The organism is Arthrobacter sp. Y3224198, from assembly GCF_059090025.1.
The window spans coordinates 61,951-79,480 of sequence record NZ_JBNHFG010000006.1; the positions used below are offsets into that span (position 1 = coordinate 61,951).

16 protein-coding genes and 1 tRNA gene are annotated in these 17,530 nt (G+C 64.9%); 7 read left to right on the plus strand and 10 right to left on the minus strand.

Features of this window, described 5'->3' with window-relative positions; translation table 11 throughout:
• Positions 1 to 112: 112 nt before the first annotated feature.
• Together AC5RUF_RS05115 and AC5RUF_RS05120 are read left to right on the plus strand one after the other, a co-directional pair.
• A complete protein-coding gene (locus AC5RUF_RS05115) occupies positions 113 to 655 on the plus strand; it encodes a peptidylprolyl isomerase (protein WP_493997409.1) in 543 nt (180 codons plus the stop codon).
• 207 nt (positions 656 to 862) lie between these two features.
• The gene (locus tag AC5RUF_RS05120) at positions 863 to 1,576 is read left to right on the plus strand and encodes a rhomboid family intramembrane serine protease (RefSeq protein ID WP_493997408.1); all 714 of its coding nucleotides are present in this window, start codon (positions 863 to 865) and stop codon (positions 1,574 to 1,576) included.
• A gap of 415 nt (positions 1,577 to 1,991) precedes the next feature.
• Here AC5RUF_RS05120 and AC5RUF_RS05125 read toward each other — a convergent pair whose 3' ends face one another.
• Positions 1,992 to 2,243 carry a cell division protein CrgA gene (locus tag AC5RUF_RS05125; protein ID WP_493997407.1) on the minus strand — a complete coding sequence of 84 codons (252 nt, stop codon included), beginning with the start codon at positions 2,241 to 2,243 and terminating at the stop codon, positions 1,992 to 1,994.
• Positions 2,244 to 2,477: 234 nt separating this feature from the next.
• Between AC5RUF_RS05125 and AC5RUF_RS05130 the strand changes: the two genes are divergently transcribed.
• Together AC5RUF_RS05130 and AC5RUF_RS05135 are read left to right on the plus strand one after the other, a co-directional pair.
• The gene (locus tag AC5RUF_RS05130) at positions 2,478 to 3,263 is read left to right on the plus strand and encodes a class E sortase (RefSeq protein ID WP_493997406.1); all 786 of its coding nucleotides are present in this window, start codon (positions 2,478 to 2,480) and stop codon (positions 3,261 to 3,263) included.
• A gap of 176 nt (positions 3,264 to 3,439) precedes the next feature.
• Complete coding sequence (locus AC5RUF_RS05135) at positions 3,440 to 4,108, plus strand: aminodeoxychorismate/anthranilate synthase component II (protein WP_494129913.1); 669 nt, start codon at positions 3,440 to 3,442, stop codon at positions 4,106 to 4,108.
• A gap of 33 nt (positions 4,109 to 4,141) precedes the next feature.
• Here the strand turns inward: AC5RUF_RS05135 and pknB are convergent, their stop codons facing one another.
• Genes pknB through AC5RUF_RS05170 form a run of 7 tightly spaced genes read right to left on the minus strand, consistent with a single transcriptional unit; the run spans position 4,142 to position 13,396 of the window.
• Positions 4,142 to 6,010: a Stk1 family PASTA domain-containing Ser/Thr kinase gene (gene pknB / locus AC5RUF_RS05140; RefSeq protein WP_494129914.1), complete on the minus strand. Its 1,869-nt coding sequence runs from the start codon at positions 6,008 to 6,010 to the stop codon at positions 4,142 to 4,144.
• Between the two features lie 5 nt (positions 6,011 to 6,015).
• Positions 6,016 to 7,803, minus strand: a complete 1,788-nt coding sequence (locus AC5RUF_RS05145; RefSeq protein WP_494129915.1) for a protein kinase domain-containing protein — start codon at positions 7,801 to 7,803, stop codon at positions 6,016 to 6,018.
• Positions 7,800 to 9,239 carry a peptidoglycan D,D-transpeptidase FtsI family protein gene (locus AC5RUF_RS05150; protein WP_494129916.1) on the minus strand — a complete coding sequence of 480 codons (1,440 nt, stop codon included), beginning with the start codon at positions 9,237 to 9,239 and terminating at the stop codon, positions 7,800 to 7,802. The genes AC5RUF_RS05145 and AC5RUF_RS05150 overlap by 4 nt, the downstream gene beginning before the upstream one ends.
• Positions 9,236 to 10,648 carry an FtsW/RodA/SpoVE family cell cycle protein gene (locus AC5RUF_RS05155; protein ID WP_494129917.1) on the minus strand — a complete coding sequence of 471 codons (1,413 nt, stop codon included), beginning with the start codon at positions 10,646 to 10,648 and terminating at the stop codon, positions 9,236 to 9,238. Before AC5RUF_RS05155 ends, AC5RUF_RS05150 begins: the two co-directional genes overlap by 4 nt.
• Positions 10,648 to 12,135 (minus strand): PP2C family protein-serine/threonine phosphatase, encoded by a 1,488-nt coding sequence (locus tag AC5RUF_RS05160; RefSeq protein ID WP_493996426.1) that lies wholly within the window; start codon positions 12,133 to 12,135, stop codon positions 10,648 to 10,650. The genes AC5RUF_RS05155 and AC5RUF_RS05160 overlap by 1 nt, the downstream gene beginning before the upstream one ends.
• Before the next feature lie 44 nt (positions 12,136 to 12,179).
• On the minus strand, positions 12,180 to 12,665 hold the full coding sequence (locus AC5RUF_RS05165) for an FHA domain-containing protein FhaB/FipA (protein WP_493996420.1): 486 nt from the start codon (positions 12,663 to 12,665) through the stop codon (positions 12,180 to 12,182).
• The gene (locus tag AC5RUF_RS05170) at positions 12,665 to 13,396 is read right to left on the minus strand and encodes an FHA domain-containing protein (RefSeq protein WP_493996419.1); all 732 of its coding nucleotides are present in this window, start codon (positions 13,394 to 13,396) and stop codon (positions 12,665 to 12,667) included. The genes AC5RUF_RS05165 and AC5RUF_RS05170 overlap by 1 nt, the downstream gene beginning before the upstream one ends.
• Before the next feature lie 446 nt (positions 13,397 to 13,842).
• Between AC5RUF_RS05170 and AC5RUF_RS05175 the strand changes: the two genes are divergently transcribed.
• Positions 13,843 to 13,925, plus strand: a tRNA-Leu gene (locus tag AC5RUF_RS05175).
• Between the two features lie 159 nt (positions 13,926 to 14,084).
• Here the strand turns inward: AC5RUF_RS05175 and AC5RUF_RS05180 are convergent.
• A complete protein-coding gene (locus tag AC5RUF_RS05180) occupies positions 14,085 to 14,450 on the minus strand; it encodes a DUF5997 family protein (protein ID WP_494129961.1) in 366 nt (121 codons plus the stop codon).
• 79 nt (positions 14,451 to 14,529) lie between these two features.
• Here AC5RUF_RS05180 and AC5RUF_RS05185 point away from each other — a divergent pair, with 79 nt between their 5' ends.
• On the plus strand, positions 14,530 to 15,312 hold the full coding sequence (locus AC5RUF_RS05185; protein ID WP_494129918.1) for a LysR family transcriptional regulator substrate-binding protein: 783 nt from the start codon (positions 14,530 to 14,532) through the stop codon (positions 15,310 to 15,312).
• 59 nt (positions 15,313 to 15,371) lie between these two features.
• Positions 15,372 to 15,749, plus strand: a complete 378-nt coding sequence (locus AC5RUF_RS05190) for a VOC family protein (protein ID WP_494129919.1) — start codon at positions 15,372 to 15,374, stop codon at positions 15,747 to 15,749.
• Positions 15,750 to 15,773: 24 nt separating this feature from the next.
• Here AC5RUF_RS05190 and AC5RUF_RS05195 read toward each other — a convergent pair whose 3' ends face one another.
• Positions 15,774 to 17,504 carry a cation:proton antiporter gene (locus AC5RUF_RS05195; protein WP_494129920.1) on the minus strand — a complete coding sequence of 577 codons (1,731 nt, stop codon included), beginning with the start codon at positions 17,502 to 17,504 and terminating at the stop codon, positions 15,774 to 15,776.
• Positions 17,505 to 17,530: the final 26 nt, after the last annotated feature.

The window sequence follows — 17,530 nt, forward strand, 5'->3', positions numbered from 1 at the left end:
CGTGTTCTCGCAGTTCTCTGCTATCAGAGGCGCTGACAGGGCGCGGTTTTCACTGTGCGCTGAACCCGGCCATTTCCGCCCGCCGTGAGAAGCGCCGTGGAACAATGTCTGTATGACTGCTATTCCTACAGCAAAAGCAACCATCCACACGTCCATGGGCGACATCCGCATCAACCTCTTCGGAAACCACGCTCCGAAGACGGTCAAGAACTTTGTCGGCCTGGCCACGGGCGAGATCGAGTGGACCGATCCGGCAACGGGCGAAAAGACCAGCCGCCCGCTCTACGACGGAACCATCTTCCACCGCATCATCAAGGACTTCATGATCCAGGGCGGCGATCCCCTGGGCCGCGGCACCGGCGGACCGGGCTACCAGTTCGACGACGAGATCAACCCCGACCTTGATTTCGCCACTCCGTACAAGCTGGCCATGGCCAACGCCGGAATCCAGATGGGGCGCGGCACCAACGGCTCGCAGTTCTTCATCACCTCCGTGCCGACCACCTGGCTGCAGGGAAAGCACACCATCTTCGGCGAGGTTGCCGACGACGAGTCCCGTGCCCTCGTGGACCAGCTCAACGCCGTGCCGACCGACGGCCGCGACAAGCCGACCGAAGACGTGGTCATCAACAGCATTACCGTCGAACAGCTCTAGCCTGTTCGAAGGTGCCCCGGCCGGAACTCCGGCCGGGGCCTTTTCTCAATCCGGGAGTTCTGAGCAATGTCCTATGGAGTGCCCGCCGGAATGCCGGCGTCGCAGGTTCCTGTGTGTCCCCGCCATCCTGACCGGGTCAGCTACATCCGGTGCCAGCGCTGCGGACGCCCCACCTGCCCCGAATGCCAGCACAATGCCGCCGTAGGCGTGCAGTGCGTTGACTGCTTCGCCCAGCAGCGCAAAACGCAGCCCGCATACCGGACCGTTTACGGCGGCCGTACTCCTGCCCGCAGCGGCAACGGCAAGCCCGCCGCCACCATCACGATCATGGTGGTGTGCGCCGTCGTGTACCTGCTCCAGCTGGTGGTTCCCGGGTTCACCCGGGAGTTCTCGTTCGCGCCCAACTTCACTGATTACGAACCGTGGCGGCTTCTGACGTCCGCCTTCCTGCACTCAACGCAGAGTTACGTCCACATCATCTTCAACCTATATGCCCTGTGGTTCCTCGGCCGCAGCTTGGAGCCGCTCTTCGGACGCACGCGCTTCGTCCTGCTCTACCTGATTTCCGCCCTGGGCGGCTCCGTGGGAGTCATTTTCCTGGCGGATCCGGGGATTGCCGTAGTGGGCGCCTCCGGGGCCATCTTCGGCCTCTTCGGCGCACTGTTCGTGGTGATCCGACAGCGCCGGGGTGAGCTCCGTTCCCTGGTCATCCTGTTGGTACTGAACCTGGCCATCGGGTTCATCTTCCCGGGCATCGCCTGGCAGGCCCACGTAGGCGGCCTGGTCACCGGGGCTGCCTGTGCCGCAATCATTGCCTACGCACCCAAGGGCAGGAACCGCTCCACGGTCCAGTTCCTGGGGCTGGCTGCAGTTGTGGTGGTGCTGGTCCTGGCTGCCGTCCTGTGGCCGTCCCCTGTCTGATCCGTGCCGCCCCTGCTAAGTGCCCGCTGTCCCTGACAGCGGGCACTCTGCTTTAACCGGGAGGCAGGTGGCGCTGTTGTCCCCAGAAGACGGAAAAGTTATCCACAGGGATACCCACAGTGTTAATAACTCACATCAGTGTAGTTTCCGGGGCGGAACCGTGGTCCACAGGGTTATCCATAGGCTTTCGCGACTTACACACATGTAATTCCACAGGTGTGGATAACCTGGATCCCTTTATTGGCAAGGAAGTTGCCGATGTAACCCACAGAGTTACCCACACCTGTGGATAACTCAGTGCACAAGCTGTGAACAAGGGGAAAACGGTGGATAGCCTGGCTGGGAACAACAAAAAGGGGCTTCCCGGGATGCCCTTGGACATCGGAAAGCCCCTTGGAGGGAAACCGCGGAGCGGTCAGCGCCAGCGTGTGGTCATCAGGAAGCCGACAATGGCTATGCCGAAGCCAACCAGGATGTTGGCGGCGCCAAGGGACGGGACAGGGAATTCACCCTGAGTGATGTAGTACGTAATGATCCACAGGAGGCCGAGGATCATCAGGCCGAACATCACGGGCTTGTACCAGACAGGATTCGGCTTGGCGGCCTGGCTGGCACGGGGGTCGGCTGCCGGACGGGCCGGCTTCTTGCGGGACTTGGACTCAGGCACGGATCCTCCTGGCGGAACCGGCTCTGGAAATGCCGGCTGGTTTGTAGTGGCGGACTCGGGATGGGGCCGTAACCCGACACACAGCTCGTTTTACAACTGATCCTGTGTCAGGCAACCGTAATGCGGTGCGGCTATCCGTTCCTGATCATCCTAGCGAATCCCGGGGGCAGAGTATCCTAGGCTCGGTAAGCCCATAGGTCAGTCCCCGCGCAGGTCCCGCACTGTAGGAGGATAGTGGCAGTTTCCCCAGCTGTCGGCGCAGAACAGCGCCGCGACGCCAGCCCCCGGCCGGCGCGCTCCGGTTGGCGCCTGCTGGTCCAGATCACCGGGGAACTCCTGATAACCCTTGGCATTGTCCTGGCCCTCTTTGTGGTCTGGCAGCTCTGGTGGACGAATCTGGAAGCCAACAGGTCACAGCAGCAAGCGGTTCAGGAGTTCTTTGCGGATGTTGACCCGCCGCCGGTGGGAGGGCCGGAACCTTTCCCAAACGGCGACCCCGTAGTCGCGGTTCCGCCCGAGGGGGACGGCATCACCTTCGCGGTGGTCTACGTGCCGCGGTTCGGTGCGGACTATGCCGTTCCGGTGAGCAGCGGGGTGGGACCGGATGTCCTGGACACTTTGGGCCTTGGACATTACACGGGCACCGCCATGCCGGGCGGGGTGGGTAATTTCGCGGTAGCCGGACACCGGCAAAGCCACGGGAAGGCCTTGGACGCCATCCATACCCTCGTGCCGGGAGACCGGATCTATGTGCAGACAAAGGACGGCTACTACAGCTACGTCTACCGGAACACGCAGATTGTGCTTCCGGACCGGGTAGATGTCCTGGCCGCCGTACCCGCCAGGCCTGAGGTGGTGCCCACGGAACGGTTCCTGACCCTGACCAGTTGCAACCCGCGCTTCGGTTCCCAGGAACGGATCATTGCCTATGCACTGATGGACTCCTGGCAGCCTCTTTCCGCCGGGCCCCCGGCAGAGATTGCGGACGTCGTAGCCGCCAACGCGGCTGGAGGTGGCTAAAATGTACGGATGGCTCTTTCGGCGCCTTCCCGGTCCGCTGTGGGTCCGAATCCTCCTGTCTGCGGTGCTCATTGCCGCAGCGGTGCTGGTGCTGATGGAATATGTCTTTCCATGGCTCGCCGAGACCAGCCTTTTCCCATCCTTCACGGAGTCAACGATTGGCGGTTCCTAGCACTATGACCACCCGCATCCTGGTGATCGACAACTATGACAGCTTTGTCTACACGCTCGTGGGGTACCTCCGCGAGCTCGGAGCGGAAACCACGGTGGTGCGCAACGATGATCTGGGCACCACCCAGGCAGTGGAACTCGCCGCCGGGCACAACGGCGTGCTGGTCTCCCCCGGCCCCGGAACCCCGGCCGAAGCAGGGGTGTCGATCGATCTGATTCGCTGGTGCGGAACTACCGGGACGCCCATGCTCGGCATCTGCCTTGGGCACCAGGCGCTGGCAGAGGCATACGGCGGTACGGTAACCCACGCACCGGAACTTATGCACGGCAAGACCTCACTGGTGGAACACAGCGGCCAGGATGTCTTTTCGGGGCTGCCCAGCCCCCTGACCGCCACCCGTTACCACTCCCTGGCCGCCGTAGCCGACAGCGTGCCCGCCGAGCTCGAAGTGACAGCACGCACCGCCAGCGGGATCATCATGGGCCTGCGGCATACAGCTGCGCCGCTCTCAGGTGTGCAGTTCCATCCTGAGTCGGTCCTCACGGAAGGCGGGTACCAGATGCTGGGTAACTGGCTAGAGTCCGCGGGGCTGGCCGGAGCCGCGGCCCACGCCGCTACGCTCAGCCCGCTGATCGGCGGCAACCGCGCGGGGCACGGCAACCACGCTGCCTAGCGGCCACCGCGCCGGCCAGGGCAGGGACGCCGCTTAGCGGCGTCCCATGGTGCCGGCGCCGGTCGGCGACGGCGACGACGTGGGGCTGGGTGCCGCCGGCTCCTTGGCCACCGTCACCACCACGCTGGTTCGGGGTTCCACAGCGGTTCCCGGTGCCACGCTTTGGGAAATGACCGTCCCGGGGGCCACATCGGCGGACTCCACTTCCACCATTTTCGGGGTGAGCAGCACGGACGGATCCAGCAGCTTGGCTTCGGCCTGGTCTCGGGGAAGACCTGTCAATTCAGGCACGGTGACCTTGCCGGTCGAGAGGATGATGTTGACTTCCGTGTTAACGGGAACGGCTTCGCCCACCGCAGGTTCGGTGCGCAGCACCCGTCCCTCCGGCATGGTGGAACTGTTTTCGGTCTTGGTGACGCCGCCCACCAGTTTCACGCTCCGCAGGGCGTCCCGGGCCCCTGACTCAGTCATTCCCACCAGGTTCTGGGGAATCACACCGGTTGAGGGTCCCTTGGACATATACAGGGTGATGTCCTCTTGCAGCGGCGCGTCCGCGCCGGCGGCAGGCGTTGTGCGGATGGCAAGGCCGTCCTCGACGCTGTCGCTGTATTCCTCGGTGATGGTGGGCGCAGGGAAGCCTGCCTCCACAATCGCGTTGAAGGCATCGGTTTGGGATTTGCCTTCCACCACGGGAACCGTAGCCGTAGTGGGCGCGGCGGGTTTGGCGTTGATCATGTTCCAGCCGACAAAACCGGCCACACCCAGGACCAGGACCAGCAGGACAGCGAACACTGTGGTCCAGGCCTTCCTGCGGGCCTTCTGCCGGGGGTCCCGCTCCGCCGTGGACCCAATGTCCAGGCGCTCCTCGTCCGGACCGTGTTCGTCGTCAACGGTCAGTGAACCGCCGGCCAGGACCTTTGCCATGGCCCGGGTGCGCGGTTCTTCAGCAGGTACCTCGGCGGGGGCTGGCTGTGCCTCTGCGGCAGGCAGGCCTATCGCCTGGGTGGCAGCGGTAGCGGGACCGCCGTCGCGGGCAGGGAGCAGGGCTTCACGGAATTCCCGGGCCGTCTGGTACCGGTGGTTGCGGTCCTTGGCCAGGCCGCGCTCCAGCACGTCATCCAGGGCGGGGGGAACCTCCGGGTTGAGGCTGCTGGGGGCCACCGGCATTTCACGGACGTGCTGATAGGCGACGGACACGGGGCTTTCCCCGGTGAACGGCGGCCGTCCGGTCAGCAGTTCAAAGAGCAGGCAGGCCGCGGAATAAAGGTCGCTGCGCGCGTCCACCGTCTCTCCCCGGGCCTGTTCCGGGGAAAGATACTGGGCCGTTCCGATCACGGCCTGGGTCTGGGTCATGGTGGCGGCGGAGTCGGCCATGGCACGGGCGATGCCGAAATCCATCACTTTGACGCCGCCGTCGGCAGTCACCATGACATTGGCCGGCTTGATGTCCCGGTGCACGATGCCGGAGCGGTGGCTGTAGTCCAGGGCAGCCAGGACGCCCAGGACATAATCCACTGACTTTTCGATGGTCAGTTCTCCGGCCTTGAGGAGATCGCGCAGGGTGCGGCCGGGTACATATTCCATGACGATGTAGGGCAGCCGGACATCGTCGCGCGTGGAGGCGGACTCCTGGTCACCGGTGTCATACACGGACACAACGGAGGGGTGATTCAGCCCGGCAACGGCCTGGGCTTCACGCCGGAACCGGGACTGGAACAACGGATCCCGGGCCAAATCGGGGCGCAGCACCTTGATGGCCACCGTCCGTCCCAGCCGGATATCCCGGCCCAGGTAGACGTCGGCCATGCCGCCGCGCCCGATCAGTTCACCAACCTCATAACGTCCGTTCAGGACGTTGTCGGTGTTGAGGGTGGGCTGCCCTCGGAGGAAGTCTGCGCTCATGGTTGTTAGCTGCCGGTAGAGGTGCCGTCGGGGACTGAATTATTACCCATGCTGGCGCCGCCGTTTGTGGTGGGGGTGCTGGTAGGGGTGGGCTGCGGGGCCGGTGCGGCTTCCGCGATGTAATACGTCACGGAGGAACCCTGGGGTACAGCGGTGCCTTCGGTCGGGTTTACGCCTACGACAGTTCCTGCCGGAGCATTGGACCTCTGAACGCCGCCGTTGACCGGAACCAGGCCGGCATCAACAATCCGCTGGCGTGCGGCTGTTTCGGACTGTCCCTGCAGCGCCGGAACGGAAACCAACTCGGGGCCGGAGGAGTAGATGATGGTCACGGCTGATCCGGGATCCAGCCGTCCGGAGGGGTTGACCTCAATGACCATGCCTTCGGGCACTTCATTATCGGCAACCGGGAGACGGTTCACCTGCAGGCCCAGGTCCAGGAGCTCGGCGTAGACGTCGTTGACGGGCCGGCCCGCATACTGGGCGGAGTCGAGGACAATGCCTTCATCGGACGGGGTCGCCGAAGGCGACTTCGACGGTGATTTGGACGGGGAGGCACTCTTCGACGGGCTGGCCGCGGATGAGCTGGCCGCAGGCTTGGGATCCTTCTCCGAATCCGATCCGGTCAGGGCGAAGAACGCCACTACCCCGGCCAGGATCAGCACCAGCAGGGCGATCAGCGGGATGGTCCAAGGGTTGCGGCGGCGCTTTTCCTCCTCGACCGTGCCGTCGTCCTCGCCGTCGTAGTCCACGTCGGCGTCGTCATCCGTCCAGTCGCGGGAGGCGGCAAGCTGGCCGGTAGAGGCGTCGCCGGCCACGGTGGCCCCGGCCACGGTAGGCAGGGCGGAGGTGGACGGTGCCGTGTCCACCACGCGCGTGGCCGATGTACCGGCGGTCGGGACCGGTGCGGTCATGGCATCGGTGGAGGACGCGAACAGGAGCATGCCGGGGACGGCGGTTTCGGCGGCCTTGATGTCGCCGCGCCGGATGGCCGCAACGGCCAGGGCGAGCGATTCGGCGTCGGCAGGCCGGTCGGCAGGATCCTTGGCGAGCATGGACATGACCAAGGCCCTGACCGGCTCCGGGATGGAAGCGGGCAGCGGCGGCGGGGTGTCATTGACCTGGGCCAGCGCAATGGCGATCTGCGACTCACCCGAGAACGGGCGGCGTCCGGCCAGCAGTTCGTAACCGATGACGCCGAGCGCGTAAATGTCGCTGGAGCCGGTGGCCTGCTGTCCGGTGGCCTGCTCCGGTGCCAGGTACTGGGCGGTGCCCATCACCTGGCCGGTAGCCGTCAGCGGGACCTGATCGGCAATGCGGGCAATGCCGAAGTCGGTGATCTTCACCTTGCCGTCGGGCATGATCAGCAGGTTGCCGGGCTTGACGTCGCGGTGGACGAGTCCCTGGTGGTGGGCCACGGCCAGGGCGGTGGCGGTCTGGCCGATGATGGACAGGGTCCGGTCCGGGGACAGCACCTTGTCCCGCTCGATGATGGCGGAGAGCGGCTGTCCGGGGACGAGCTCCATGACCAGGTAGGCAGAGCCCTCTTCTTCGCCGTAGTCGAAGACGTTGGCGATGCCGGGGTGGTTCAGCAGCGCAGTGTGGCGGGCCTCCGCACGGAACCTGTTGAGGAAGCCGGGGTCGCCGGTGTACTCCTCCTTGAGGATCTTAATGGCGACAATGCGGCCCAGGACCAGGTCCCGTGCCTTCCAGACCTCGCCCATACCGCCAATGGCAATACGGTCGGTCAGCTGGAACCTGCCGCCTAAGGTGATACCCGATGTAGGCCTCACTGATTCAACACCGCCTCTAGGAGTTTCTGCGCGCTTGGAGTGGTCAATTGGGCACCGGTGGTCAGGTCCACGTCTTCCATGACGATGGAAATCACCACTTGGGGGTCGTCGGCCGGTGCGAATCCGGTGAACCAGGCATTGTCGCCACGGCCCTCCACCTCGGCAGTGCCGGTCTTGCCGGCCACCTTGACACCCGGGATCCGGGCGGCAGTGGCGGTGCCGTTGTCAACAACCCCCACCATCCATTCGGTGAGCTGCCGGGCAGTGTCGGGACTGACGGAAGTGTTGAGTACCTTGGGTTCGGGTTCGTCGATCACGGACAGATCCGGAGCGCGGACGCTGCGGACCAGGTTAGGGGTCATTTGCACGCCGTTGTTGGCGATGGCGGAGGAGATCATGGCCACCTGCAGCGGGGTGGCGGTGACGCTTCCCTGACCGATGGAGGACAGGGCCAGCTGGGCCTGGTCCTCGTTTTCCGGGAAGTGGCTGGGAACAACTTCGTTGGGGATGCTCAGCCGCTGGTCGAAGCCGAATTTCTCCGCCTGCGCGGCCAGGTTGTCCTGGCCCAGCTCAATGGCCACCTGGGCAAAAACGGTGTTGCAGGACTGGGCGAGGGCGAAGGCGAAGTCTGCTTCGGAACGGGAGGAGCACGCACCGCTGACGTAGTTCGGCAACGGTGTGGTGGTTCCCGGCAGGATGAAGGACTGCGGATTGGGGATGACCGAGTCGGCGTCGAATTTCCCGGACTCCAGAGCCGCCGCAGTGTCCACCAGCTTGAACACGGAACCGGGGGCGAGCAGGGACTGTGTGGCCGGGTTGATGTACGGGGACAGGCCGGGGACCGCCGTCAGCTCGTCCATGGTGCTGGCCAGCAAACCGGTGTCATGCACCGCGAGGGCATTGGTGTCATAGGACGGCTTGGACACCATGGCCAGAATGTCCCCGGTCTTGGGGTCCATCATCACGATGGAGCCCTTCTGGCCGTCCGGAATCAGGTCATAGGCCATCTTCTGCAGTTCCGGGTCGATGGTCAGTTCCACCGAGGCGCCCTGGCTCTGGGCTCCGGAAAACACCTGGACCAGCCTGTCGTAGAACTGGCGGTCGCTTTGGCCGGCCAGTTCGTCGTTCATCGTCATTTCCAGCTGCGTGTTGCTGTTCAGGTTGAAGAACCCCGTCAGGTGCGAGTACAGCTCCGGGTTGTTGTAGACCCGCTGGTAATTGAACTCATCATTGGACGGAACGGATTCGGCAATGGCCTTGCCGTCCACCAGGATCGATCCGCGGTTCTCGCCGAAGTCCCGGTAGATGGCGCGGCTGTTGCTGGGGTTCTCATTCAATTCCTCGGCGGCAAAGAACTGCACGTAGGTCAGCGACCCGAGGATGAGCACGAACATGGCCAGGGCTACTACCCAGCTGTTACGGATGGCCTGGTTCATTCGACTCCTTCCTTAGGGGTGCGGCGGTTGCGTGCGGGAGAACCGATCGGGGATTCTGCCATGGCCGGGACCATGTCTGTGGAGACCGGACCGGTGGCTACCGGGCGGCGGGAAGCATCGGAAATCAGCAGCAGCAAGGCAACAATGATCCAGTTGGCCAGCAGCGAGGAACCTCCGGCCGACATAAACGGCGTGGTCAGTCCGGTTAGCGGGATCAGGCGGGTCACCCCGCCGATAACCACGAAGCACTGCAGGGCAATGGTGAAGGACAGGCCGCAGGCCAGCAGCTTGCCGAAGCCGTCCTTGGTGCCCAGTGCGGCGCGGAATCCGCGCGAGACCAGCAGGACGTACATCAGCACAATGGCGAAGATACCGATCAGGCCCAGTTCCTCCCCTAAGGCGGCAATGATCATGTCGCTGTTGGCAAAGGTCACCAGATCGGGCCGGCCCTGGCCGAGGCCGGTGCCCACCAGGCCGCCGCTGGCCAGGCCAAAGAGCCCTTGCACCACCTGGTAGCTTCCACCGGCCCCGTTATAGACCTCGGGATCAAAAGCGTTGAGCCAGCCGTGGATGCGCTGCTGAACGTGGCTGAACAGCTGCAGGGCAATGAATCCGCCCGAAGCGAGCAGGCCCACTCCGATCAGCACCCAACTCACGCGGCTGGTGGCCACGTAGATCATGGCCATAAACAGGCCGAAGAAGAGGATGGATGAACCAAGGTCCCGCTGGAACACCAGCACCCCGATGCTGACGAGCCACGCAACCAGCATGGGACCCATGTCCTGCATGCGGGGCAGCTGCAGCGGGCCAATCTTCCGGCCCGCCAGGAGAATGAGGTCCCGGTTGGTGGAAAGATACCCGGCAAAGAATATAGCCAGGGTGATCTTGGCGATCTCTCCGGGCTGGAAGGAGCTGCCGCCCACATTAATCCAGATCCGGGCACCGTTGATGGTGGTTCCCAACGGTGTCAGCGGCAGCAGGAGGAGGATGGCGCTGACAATCAGGGAAATGTAGGTGTAGCGCCGCAGGATGCGGTGGTCCTTGATCACGAACAGCACGGCAATACCCGCGGCAACTGCCACGGTGCTCCACAGCAGCTGGCGGTCGGCAGCATTTTCACCGTTGGTGATGTCCAACCGGTGGATCATGGCGAGCCCGATGCCGTTCAGGGCGGTGACGATCGGAAGTATTACCGGGTCGGCATATTTGGCGCGGAACCGCAGGACAAGGTGGAAAACGACCACCAGCGCCATAAGGGTCCCGCCCTGTACCCAGAAATCGGAGTCAAAGGCCCGGTCTTCATCCAGGCCCACGATCATGTTGGCTCCCACTCCCACGAGCAGGGCCACCAGGAGGAGCAGGGCTTCAATGTTGCGGCGCGGCTTGGCCACGGTTGCGAGATCAGACATTACTGGCCACCTCCGCAGGCGTCGCCGGCTTCAGCCGGTGGCTGTGCCGTGGGGCTGGGAGCGGCAGTACCGGTGGGCGCAGGGGTCGGGGCCGTGCCGGAGCCGGGGTCCGCAGGCGGGCAGAGGACGGCCTTGGCGGTGTCCCGCAGGTCCTGCACAATCTGGTCGGCGTGTTCGAGGTCCCGCGCCGGGAGGGTGTCCTCCACCCGGTTGCGGTGGTATTCGGAGAGGCTGTCCACGGGAATGTCGGAGATATCGGTGACATGGGAGAGATGGATGGGCCCGATGGTCTGGGAGACGCCGTTGAACACGGCCACACGGTTGTCATAGGAACCCACGTAGTAGCGGGTCTGGGTCCAGGTGTAGCCGAGCCACATCACTGCCGCGAGCAGGAGGGCAAGGACCGTCAGGAACGCCGGGAGCAGCCACCGGCGCCAGCCCGGCCGCTTGACCTCGTCGGACTGGTTTTCCGGGGTTTCTTCCGTGTCTGCCTTGTGCGTGAGCATGCGTGCAGCTCGCCGCTCGGCCGAACGCTTGGTAACGATGGGAATCTCGCCGGTCTCCGTGGCCAGGGAAGCCGCTCCGACCAGGATGTGGGGGCGGGAGGAAAGGTCCTGCCGGATCAGTTCGGCGCGTTCACGCTCGGCTTCGGCATCGTCCTGGTCCTCGGGCTCATCGTCCCGCATGGCGGGTGACTCGGACGGGATGCTGACCGTCGCGCTGGCAACGGAAGCGCGGCGGGCGTTGCTGTCCCTGGCCGGCAATTCGGTGAGTGTGGCTGTGGATGGTGCCGGTCCGGCGTCGGGATCTTCCTCGATCTCGATGACTGCGACGGTGACGTTGTCCGGAGAGCCGCCGGCAAGGGTCAGCTCCACCAGGGTGTCGACGCATTTCTGCAGGTCAGGGGTTCCGCGCAGCACACCCTCGATGTCGGAGTCGCGCAGCACGGCGGTGAGGCCGTCGGAGCACAGCAGCCAGCGTTCGCCTGGTTCCACCTCGAAAGTTGCCAGGTCCAGTTCGGGGCTGGCATCGACGTCGCCCAGTACGCGCATCAGCACATTCTTGTGCGGATGCACTTCAGCTTCTTCGGGCCGGAGCCGGCCTTCGTCAATGAGCCTCTGCACAAAGGTGTGGTCGATGCTGATCTGGCTGAAGGTGCCGTCCTTGAGCCGGTAGGCACGGGAATCGCCGATATGGGCCAAGGCCAGACGGTTACCGTGCAGGAGCAGAGCGGTGACCGTGGTGCCCATGCCGGAAAGCTGCGGACTGGTGGTCACCAGTTCGGAGAGCAGGGAGTTGGCCGCCTGGATCTCGTCGGCAAGGACGGTCAGCGGCTCGTCTTCATGGACCTCGCTGTCCAGATGGACCAAATCCAGCACAGTGGAAGCAGAGGCGACGTTGCCGCCCGCATGGCCGCCCATCCCGTCCGCAACCACGGCGAGATAGCGCCCGACATAGGCGGAATCGTCATTCTTGAAGCGGACCATTCCGACGTCGGAGCGTGCTGCGTATTTGAGGACCAGAGCCACGGTCAGGGCCTCAACTCAATGACCGTTTTACCGATGCGGATGGGCACGCCGGGTTCTACCGGCAAGGCGCGGGTCAGTTGGCTGCCGCCGAGGTAGGTGCCGTTGGTGGAGCCCAGATCCTCGATAAACCAGCGGCTGCCCTGCGGGAACAGCCGGGCATGGCGTCCGGAGGCGTAGTCGTCCTCGAGGACGAGGGTTGCCTCTTGGGCGCGGCCAAGCAGGATGGGGCTGGCGGAAAGGTCCAGAGTGGTGCCGCGGAGGGGGCCTTCGGTAACCACAAGTTCGCGCGGGGTGACTTTGGCGGGGGCCGGCGGGCGTTTCTCCAGCTCGGGATTTTTGCGGATCTGGCGTGCGGTGGGAGTGCCGGTCCGGTTGCGGCTGCCGACGGCGAGGTCGCGGCGAATGGCGCCCACCACGGAGATCACCATGATCCACAGGATGACGAGGAAGCCGTACCGCAGGAGTGTTTCGGTCAGTTCGCTGAGCACTAACGTCCCCCGGTCCGGGCGGGCAGCAGCCGGAAGACTATCCGGGTTCGTCCCATGGTGATAGTGGATCCGTCGGTAAGCACTGCTTCACCCTGAACTTTCTGGCCGTTAACAAAGCTTCCGTTGGTGGAGCCCAGGTCAATGGCGCGGCTGGCACCGTTCCCGGTACGGATTTCCAGATGCCGCCGGGAAACTCCGGTGTCATCAACGAGGATGTCCGCTTCGGAGGAGCGTCCGAGGACCACCGACGGGGCGTTCAAGGAGTAACGCTGCCCCTCTATGTCCAGGACCGGCTGCATCCGGGCGGTGGGTCCCTGCCGCGGCGCCGGCGGCTGCGGAACCCGGGGCGTGGAGGAGGGAGACTTTTCGGTGGCGGAATCGACTTCCAGCACACCCGCCTTGAGGGACGTGTCGCGGGTGAAAGACACCCGGACCGGTCCCTGCAGGCTGTAGGACTGGCTGCGTGCGTGCTTAATGACAACGTCGCAGAGCTCTTCGGCCAGCGGTGCACCCCATTGCTGGGCCTGCGTGAAGTCCGAGCTGGAAAGGCGGACGGTGAAGACGTTCGGAGCCAGGGTCCGCCCCTGGCCGAGGACCATGGAGCGCTGGTCCAGTTCCTTGCGGAGTGCGATGGCCAGTTCCAGTGGTTCGACACGGCCCGAAGAGCCGGACGCGAATGCGCCGCGGACCATCTTTTCGATGCCGCGCTCGACATTATCGAGTAAGCCCATGTCCGTCTCCTTCCGTGTCCTGTCCAATGAATAGCCACGCCTGCAGCCCGGTTCCCGGCACTGCTGCGCCGGGCGGATGAGCCCGCCGGGGCTGGTCAGGGACTGGTTCCGGCAGGTCACAGGTACATACGTCCACTTCGATACTACTGGGGTGTGCAGATAAATGTCTTACCGCGCCTCCGGGGCCCCGTGTCCTTTCGGCGCCCAGTGCCCCGTGAATCCGTTTACCAAGTAACAGCGGTCACTATCCGGCGGGCACGGGAAGATGGGCGTCCCGCCATCCCTGCACCCGGCAACTTCCCTGCAACGGCGCGGATTTTGAGTGCCAGTGAGTCCCGTTTAGGTGTTTTGCGAAAATGCCGGTATGCTTGATTCTGCTGTTCCCGAGGAAACAGGACATGCAGGATCTGAGATGATCCGCACATTGATCCGAGGGAAACCATTTAGCGCGAGTGGCGGAACGGCAGACGCGCTGGCTTCAGGTGCCAGTGTCCGAAAGGGCGTGGGGGTTCAAATCCCCCCTCGCGCACAGATAGGAATGACCCCGGCTTACAGCCGGGGTCATTTTTTATGCCCGGTTGGCCCGCATGCGGAGCCGGCAAATCAAGAGGGACCGCCTGGATACAGGCGGTCCCTCTTTTGGCTCCGGGCTTTGTCCCGGGCACAAGGCGTCCGGGCCCGCAACCGGCTACTTGGCGCCGTCAGCCTTCTTGGCCTGGGCATCCTTGACCCGCTGTGCCTCGGCACGGACGGCGGCAAAGCTGGCACGCTCCTCCACCAGCCAGGCCGGAGGCTGCGCCAGGAGTGCCTTGATCTCCTCGGTGGTGAGCGGCTCCGTCATCCCGCCGCGGGTCAGGCCGCCAATGGAGATGTTCAGCTTCTGTGCCACCACGGGGCGGGGATGCGGTCCGTTGCGGCGCAGCTCGGTCAGCCATTCCGGCGGGTTGGACTGCAGTTCGTCAAACCGGGCCCGCGAAATAGGCCCGTCCTGGAAGTCCTGCGGCGCTGCGGGCAGGTAAATGCCCAGTTTCTTGGCTGCCGTGGCAGGCTTCATGGTCTGGGAGGATTTCTCGGTGGTCATATTCCAAGGGTATCCGCCGCCGGGGCCCGGGCCGGTGGGCTAAGGTGTTCTGATGCCCACAGACACTTCAGCACTTCAGAACGGGGCGACGCCGCGGCCTCTGACCGTTGCCTACGTACCGGGCGTAACACCGGGCAAATGGATTACCCGCTGGCAGGAACGCAAGGACCGGGAATTGCGGACCTTCCAATGCGAGGAGAAGGACGCGCTCGGGGAACTTTCATCCGGCCGGGCCGACCTGGTTTTTGTCCGCCTGCCCGCGTCCGGGTTCACCCGCCCCCAGGGGCTGAACCTGATCCCGCTGTACGAGGAGCAGCCGGTGGCAGCCGCCGCCAAGGAGCATCCCCTCGCTGCCTTTGATGCGCTTGAACTCGCCGACCTCGACGGCGAAACTCTCCTCGATATCGAGGAGATGGGCGGCGCCGCCGTCGCGCTGGAAGTGGTGGCGGCGGGCAGCGGAGTTGTCATCCTGCCCATGTCCGTGGCCCGGCTGTATTCACGCAAGGACGTCACGGCACGGCCGGTCAGCGGGGTGCCGGCAACGAAGATCGGCATTGCCTGGCTGCGCGATGACGACGACGACGTCGAGGAGTTTGTCGGAGTGGTCCGCGGCCGCACCGCCAACAGTTCACGGCAGCCCTCGGTGCTCGAGGAGCAGAAAACCACCGCCCGGCAGCGGACGAAGGCGCGGCAGTCCCGCAGCGGGGAACCGCAGGCAGGGACCCGGCGCACGGCCGGAGGATCCGGTGGCAAAAGCACCGCCAAAGGCACCGCTAAGGGAAAGGGTGGCAGCAAAGGCACCGGCAAGGGCGGCAAGCCGCGCCGCAGCCGCTGACGCGTCCTGCCAGGGGCCAGCCGGCAGACGCCGGACTGAATCGGCGGTAATCTTCACCGATGCGTATCAAGATGAGCAGTATCCACGTGCTGGACCCCGCACGGGCGTATGAGTTCTACACGGGGATCCTCGGGATGGAGCCCTTGATGGCCATGCCCGAGTACAACCTGTTCATTGTCTGCTCGCCCGAAGAGCCCGGAGGCCCCGGACTGTTGCTGGAACCGAGCGACAATCCGGTGGCGGAGGCCTACCGGTCCGGGTTGTACAGCCAGCAGCTCCCCGTGCTGGTACTTGGCGTACGGGATGTACAGGCGGAATACGCACGCCTGTCTGCACTGGGGGTGAGGTTCCTGGGCGAGCCGACCCTGGACGCGATGGGCGCCCAAGCCGTTTTCGACGACAGCTGCGGCAACTACCTCCAGCTGCACCAGGACTAGGCCAGGGCCGGCCCGGAGCGTTCCCTAGCGTTCGCCAAGCCGCGGCCGCAGCCGGGATTCCTCCAGATCGAGCAGCCGCTGGGCTTCGGCCAGGGTCCGGGAGGGGAACCGGCCCTCGCGCCGGACCAGCAGCAGCTGGTCCCGCTCGGCGTCCACGACGGCGCGGCGCAGCTGCCGGTACTGCAGCTGCGGCGTGGGATCCTCGTCCATCCCCAGGACCCGTACCCGTTCCCAGGCCAGCTCGCTGCGGAGGAAGGTGCTCTGCCGGACCCGCTCCACTACGTCCGGATCCACGTTCTGCCGTGAGCCGAGGCATTCCTCCGGCCGTTCCAGGATGCTCAGTCCCGCCCCGCTGAGCTCATCCAGCAGTTTGGCCAACTCTCGCTGGTCCTCGGCCACGTCCCGGCCCTGGACACCCAGGATCCGGATCAGCCAGGGCAGGGTGCCGCCCTGGAGCAGCAGGGTGGCCACCGCGACGGTAAAGGCAATCAGCACCAGCTGCTCATGGTAGGGGGTCTGCCCGGGCAGGGACTGCGCGGCGGCCAGGGTGACGACGCCGCGCATCCCGGACCAGGAGATCACTACGCCGCCGCGCCACCCCAGCCCCTCGCGGCGCAGCTGCTCAATGTCGGCCCGCCGCCGCAGATACAGCAGCTCAGCCCGCCGGTGCCGCTTCCGCTTCCGCTCGTCCGTCAGTCCCCGGGCCTTGAGCCGGTCCAGTCCCAGCCTGATCCGCTGGGTGCGGCGGTCCTGGTAACTTACCTTTGCCCGCAGCAGGTACATCAGCGGGGTTACCCAGGCGAAGCGGATCAGGATCAGCAGCACAGTGACCACCAGTCCGATCAGCACGGTGTCCCCCACCGACAGCAGGCCGCTGTCTGCGTTTTCCACCAGATGGCGCAGTTCCAGCCCCATCAGCAGGAACACCCCGTTCTCCAGCAGGAAAGAGATGGTGCGCCAGTTGATGCTGTCATTGATCCGCGCCTGGGCCGTGAACGCGGAGGCGCTGCGGTGGCCGGTGAAGAGCCCGGCAACCACCACCGCCAGGACGCCGGAGGCTCCGATCTCCTCGGCCGGAATGAAGGCCAGGAACGGGACCACAAATGAGATGGCGGTGTCCAACACCGGATCCTGCAGTTTGGACCGGACGTAGACGGTGGCCGCTCCCACAAACAGGCCCACGGCGACGGCCATCACAACGGCAAACCCGAAGTCCCCGATTCCTGCCCAGATACTGGAGAGACCGCCGGCCGCGGCAGCCACGGCCGAGCGAAGCAGCACCAGGGCGGTGGCATCGTTGACCAGCCCTTCGCCCTCGAGGACGGTGACCAACCGGGGCGGGAGCCCGAGGCGCTTGCCGATCGAGGTGGCGGCAACGGCGTCGGGCGGGCTGACGACGGCGCCCAGTGCCACTGCCGCGGCGAAGTTCAGGTCCGGGAGCAGCAGGTAAAGCAACGTACCGGTGGCAAAAGCCGAGACAAGGACGAGGAATACCGAGAGGGAGGAAATGGCCCCGATGTTGCGCCGGAAGTCCACTACGGGGACATTCACGGCGGCCGCGTACAGCAGCGGCGGCAGCACCCCCATCAGGATCCATTCATGCGGGATCGGGAAAGCGGGTACCCCTGGCGTGTAGGACAGTGCCAGTCCCACCACCACCAGGATGATGGGCGCAGCGATGCCGAGCCGTTTGGAGAACGCCGCAACGGTGACGATTACCGCGACGCCGATTACTGCAAATAGAGCCAGTTCCACACTTTTAACCCTAGTCCGCCGGCACG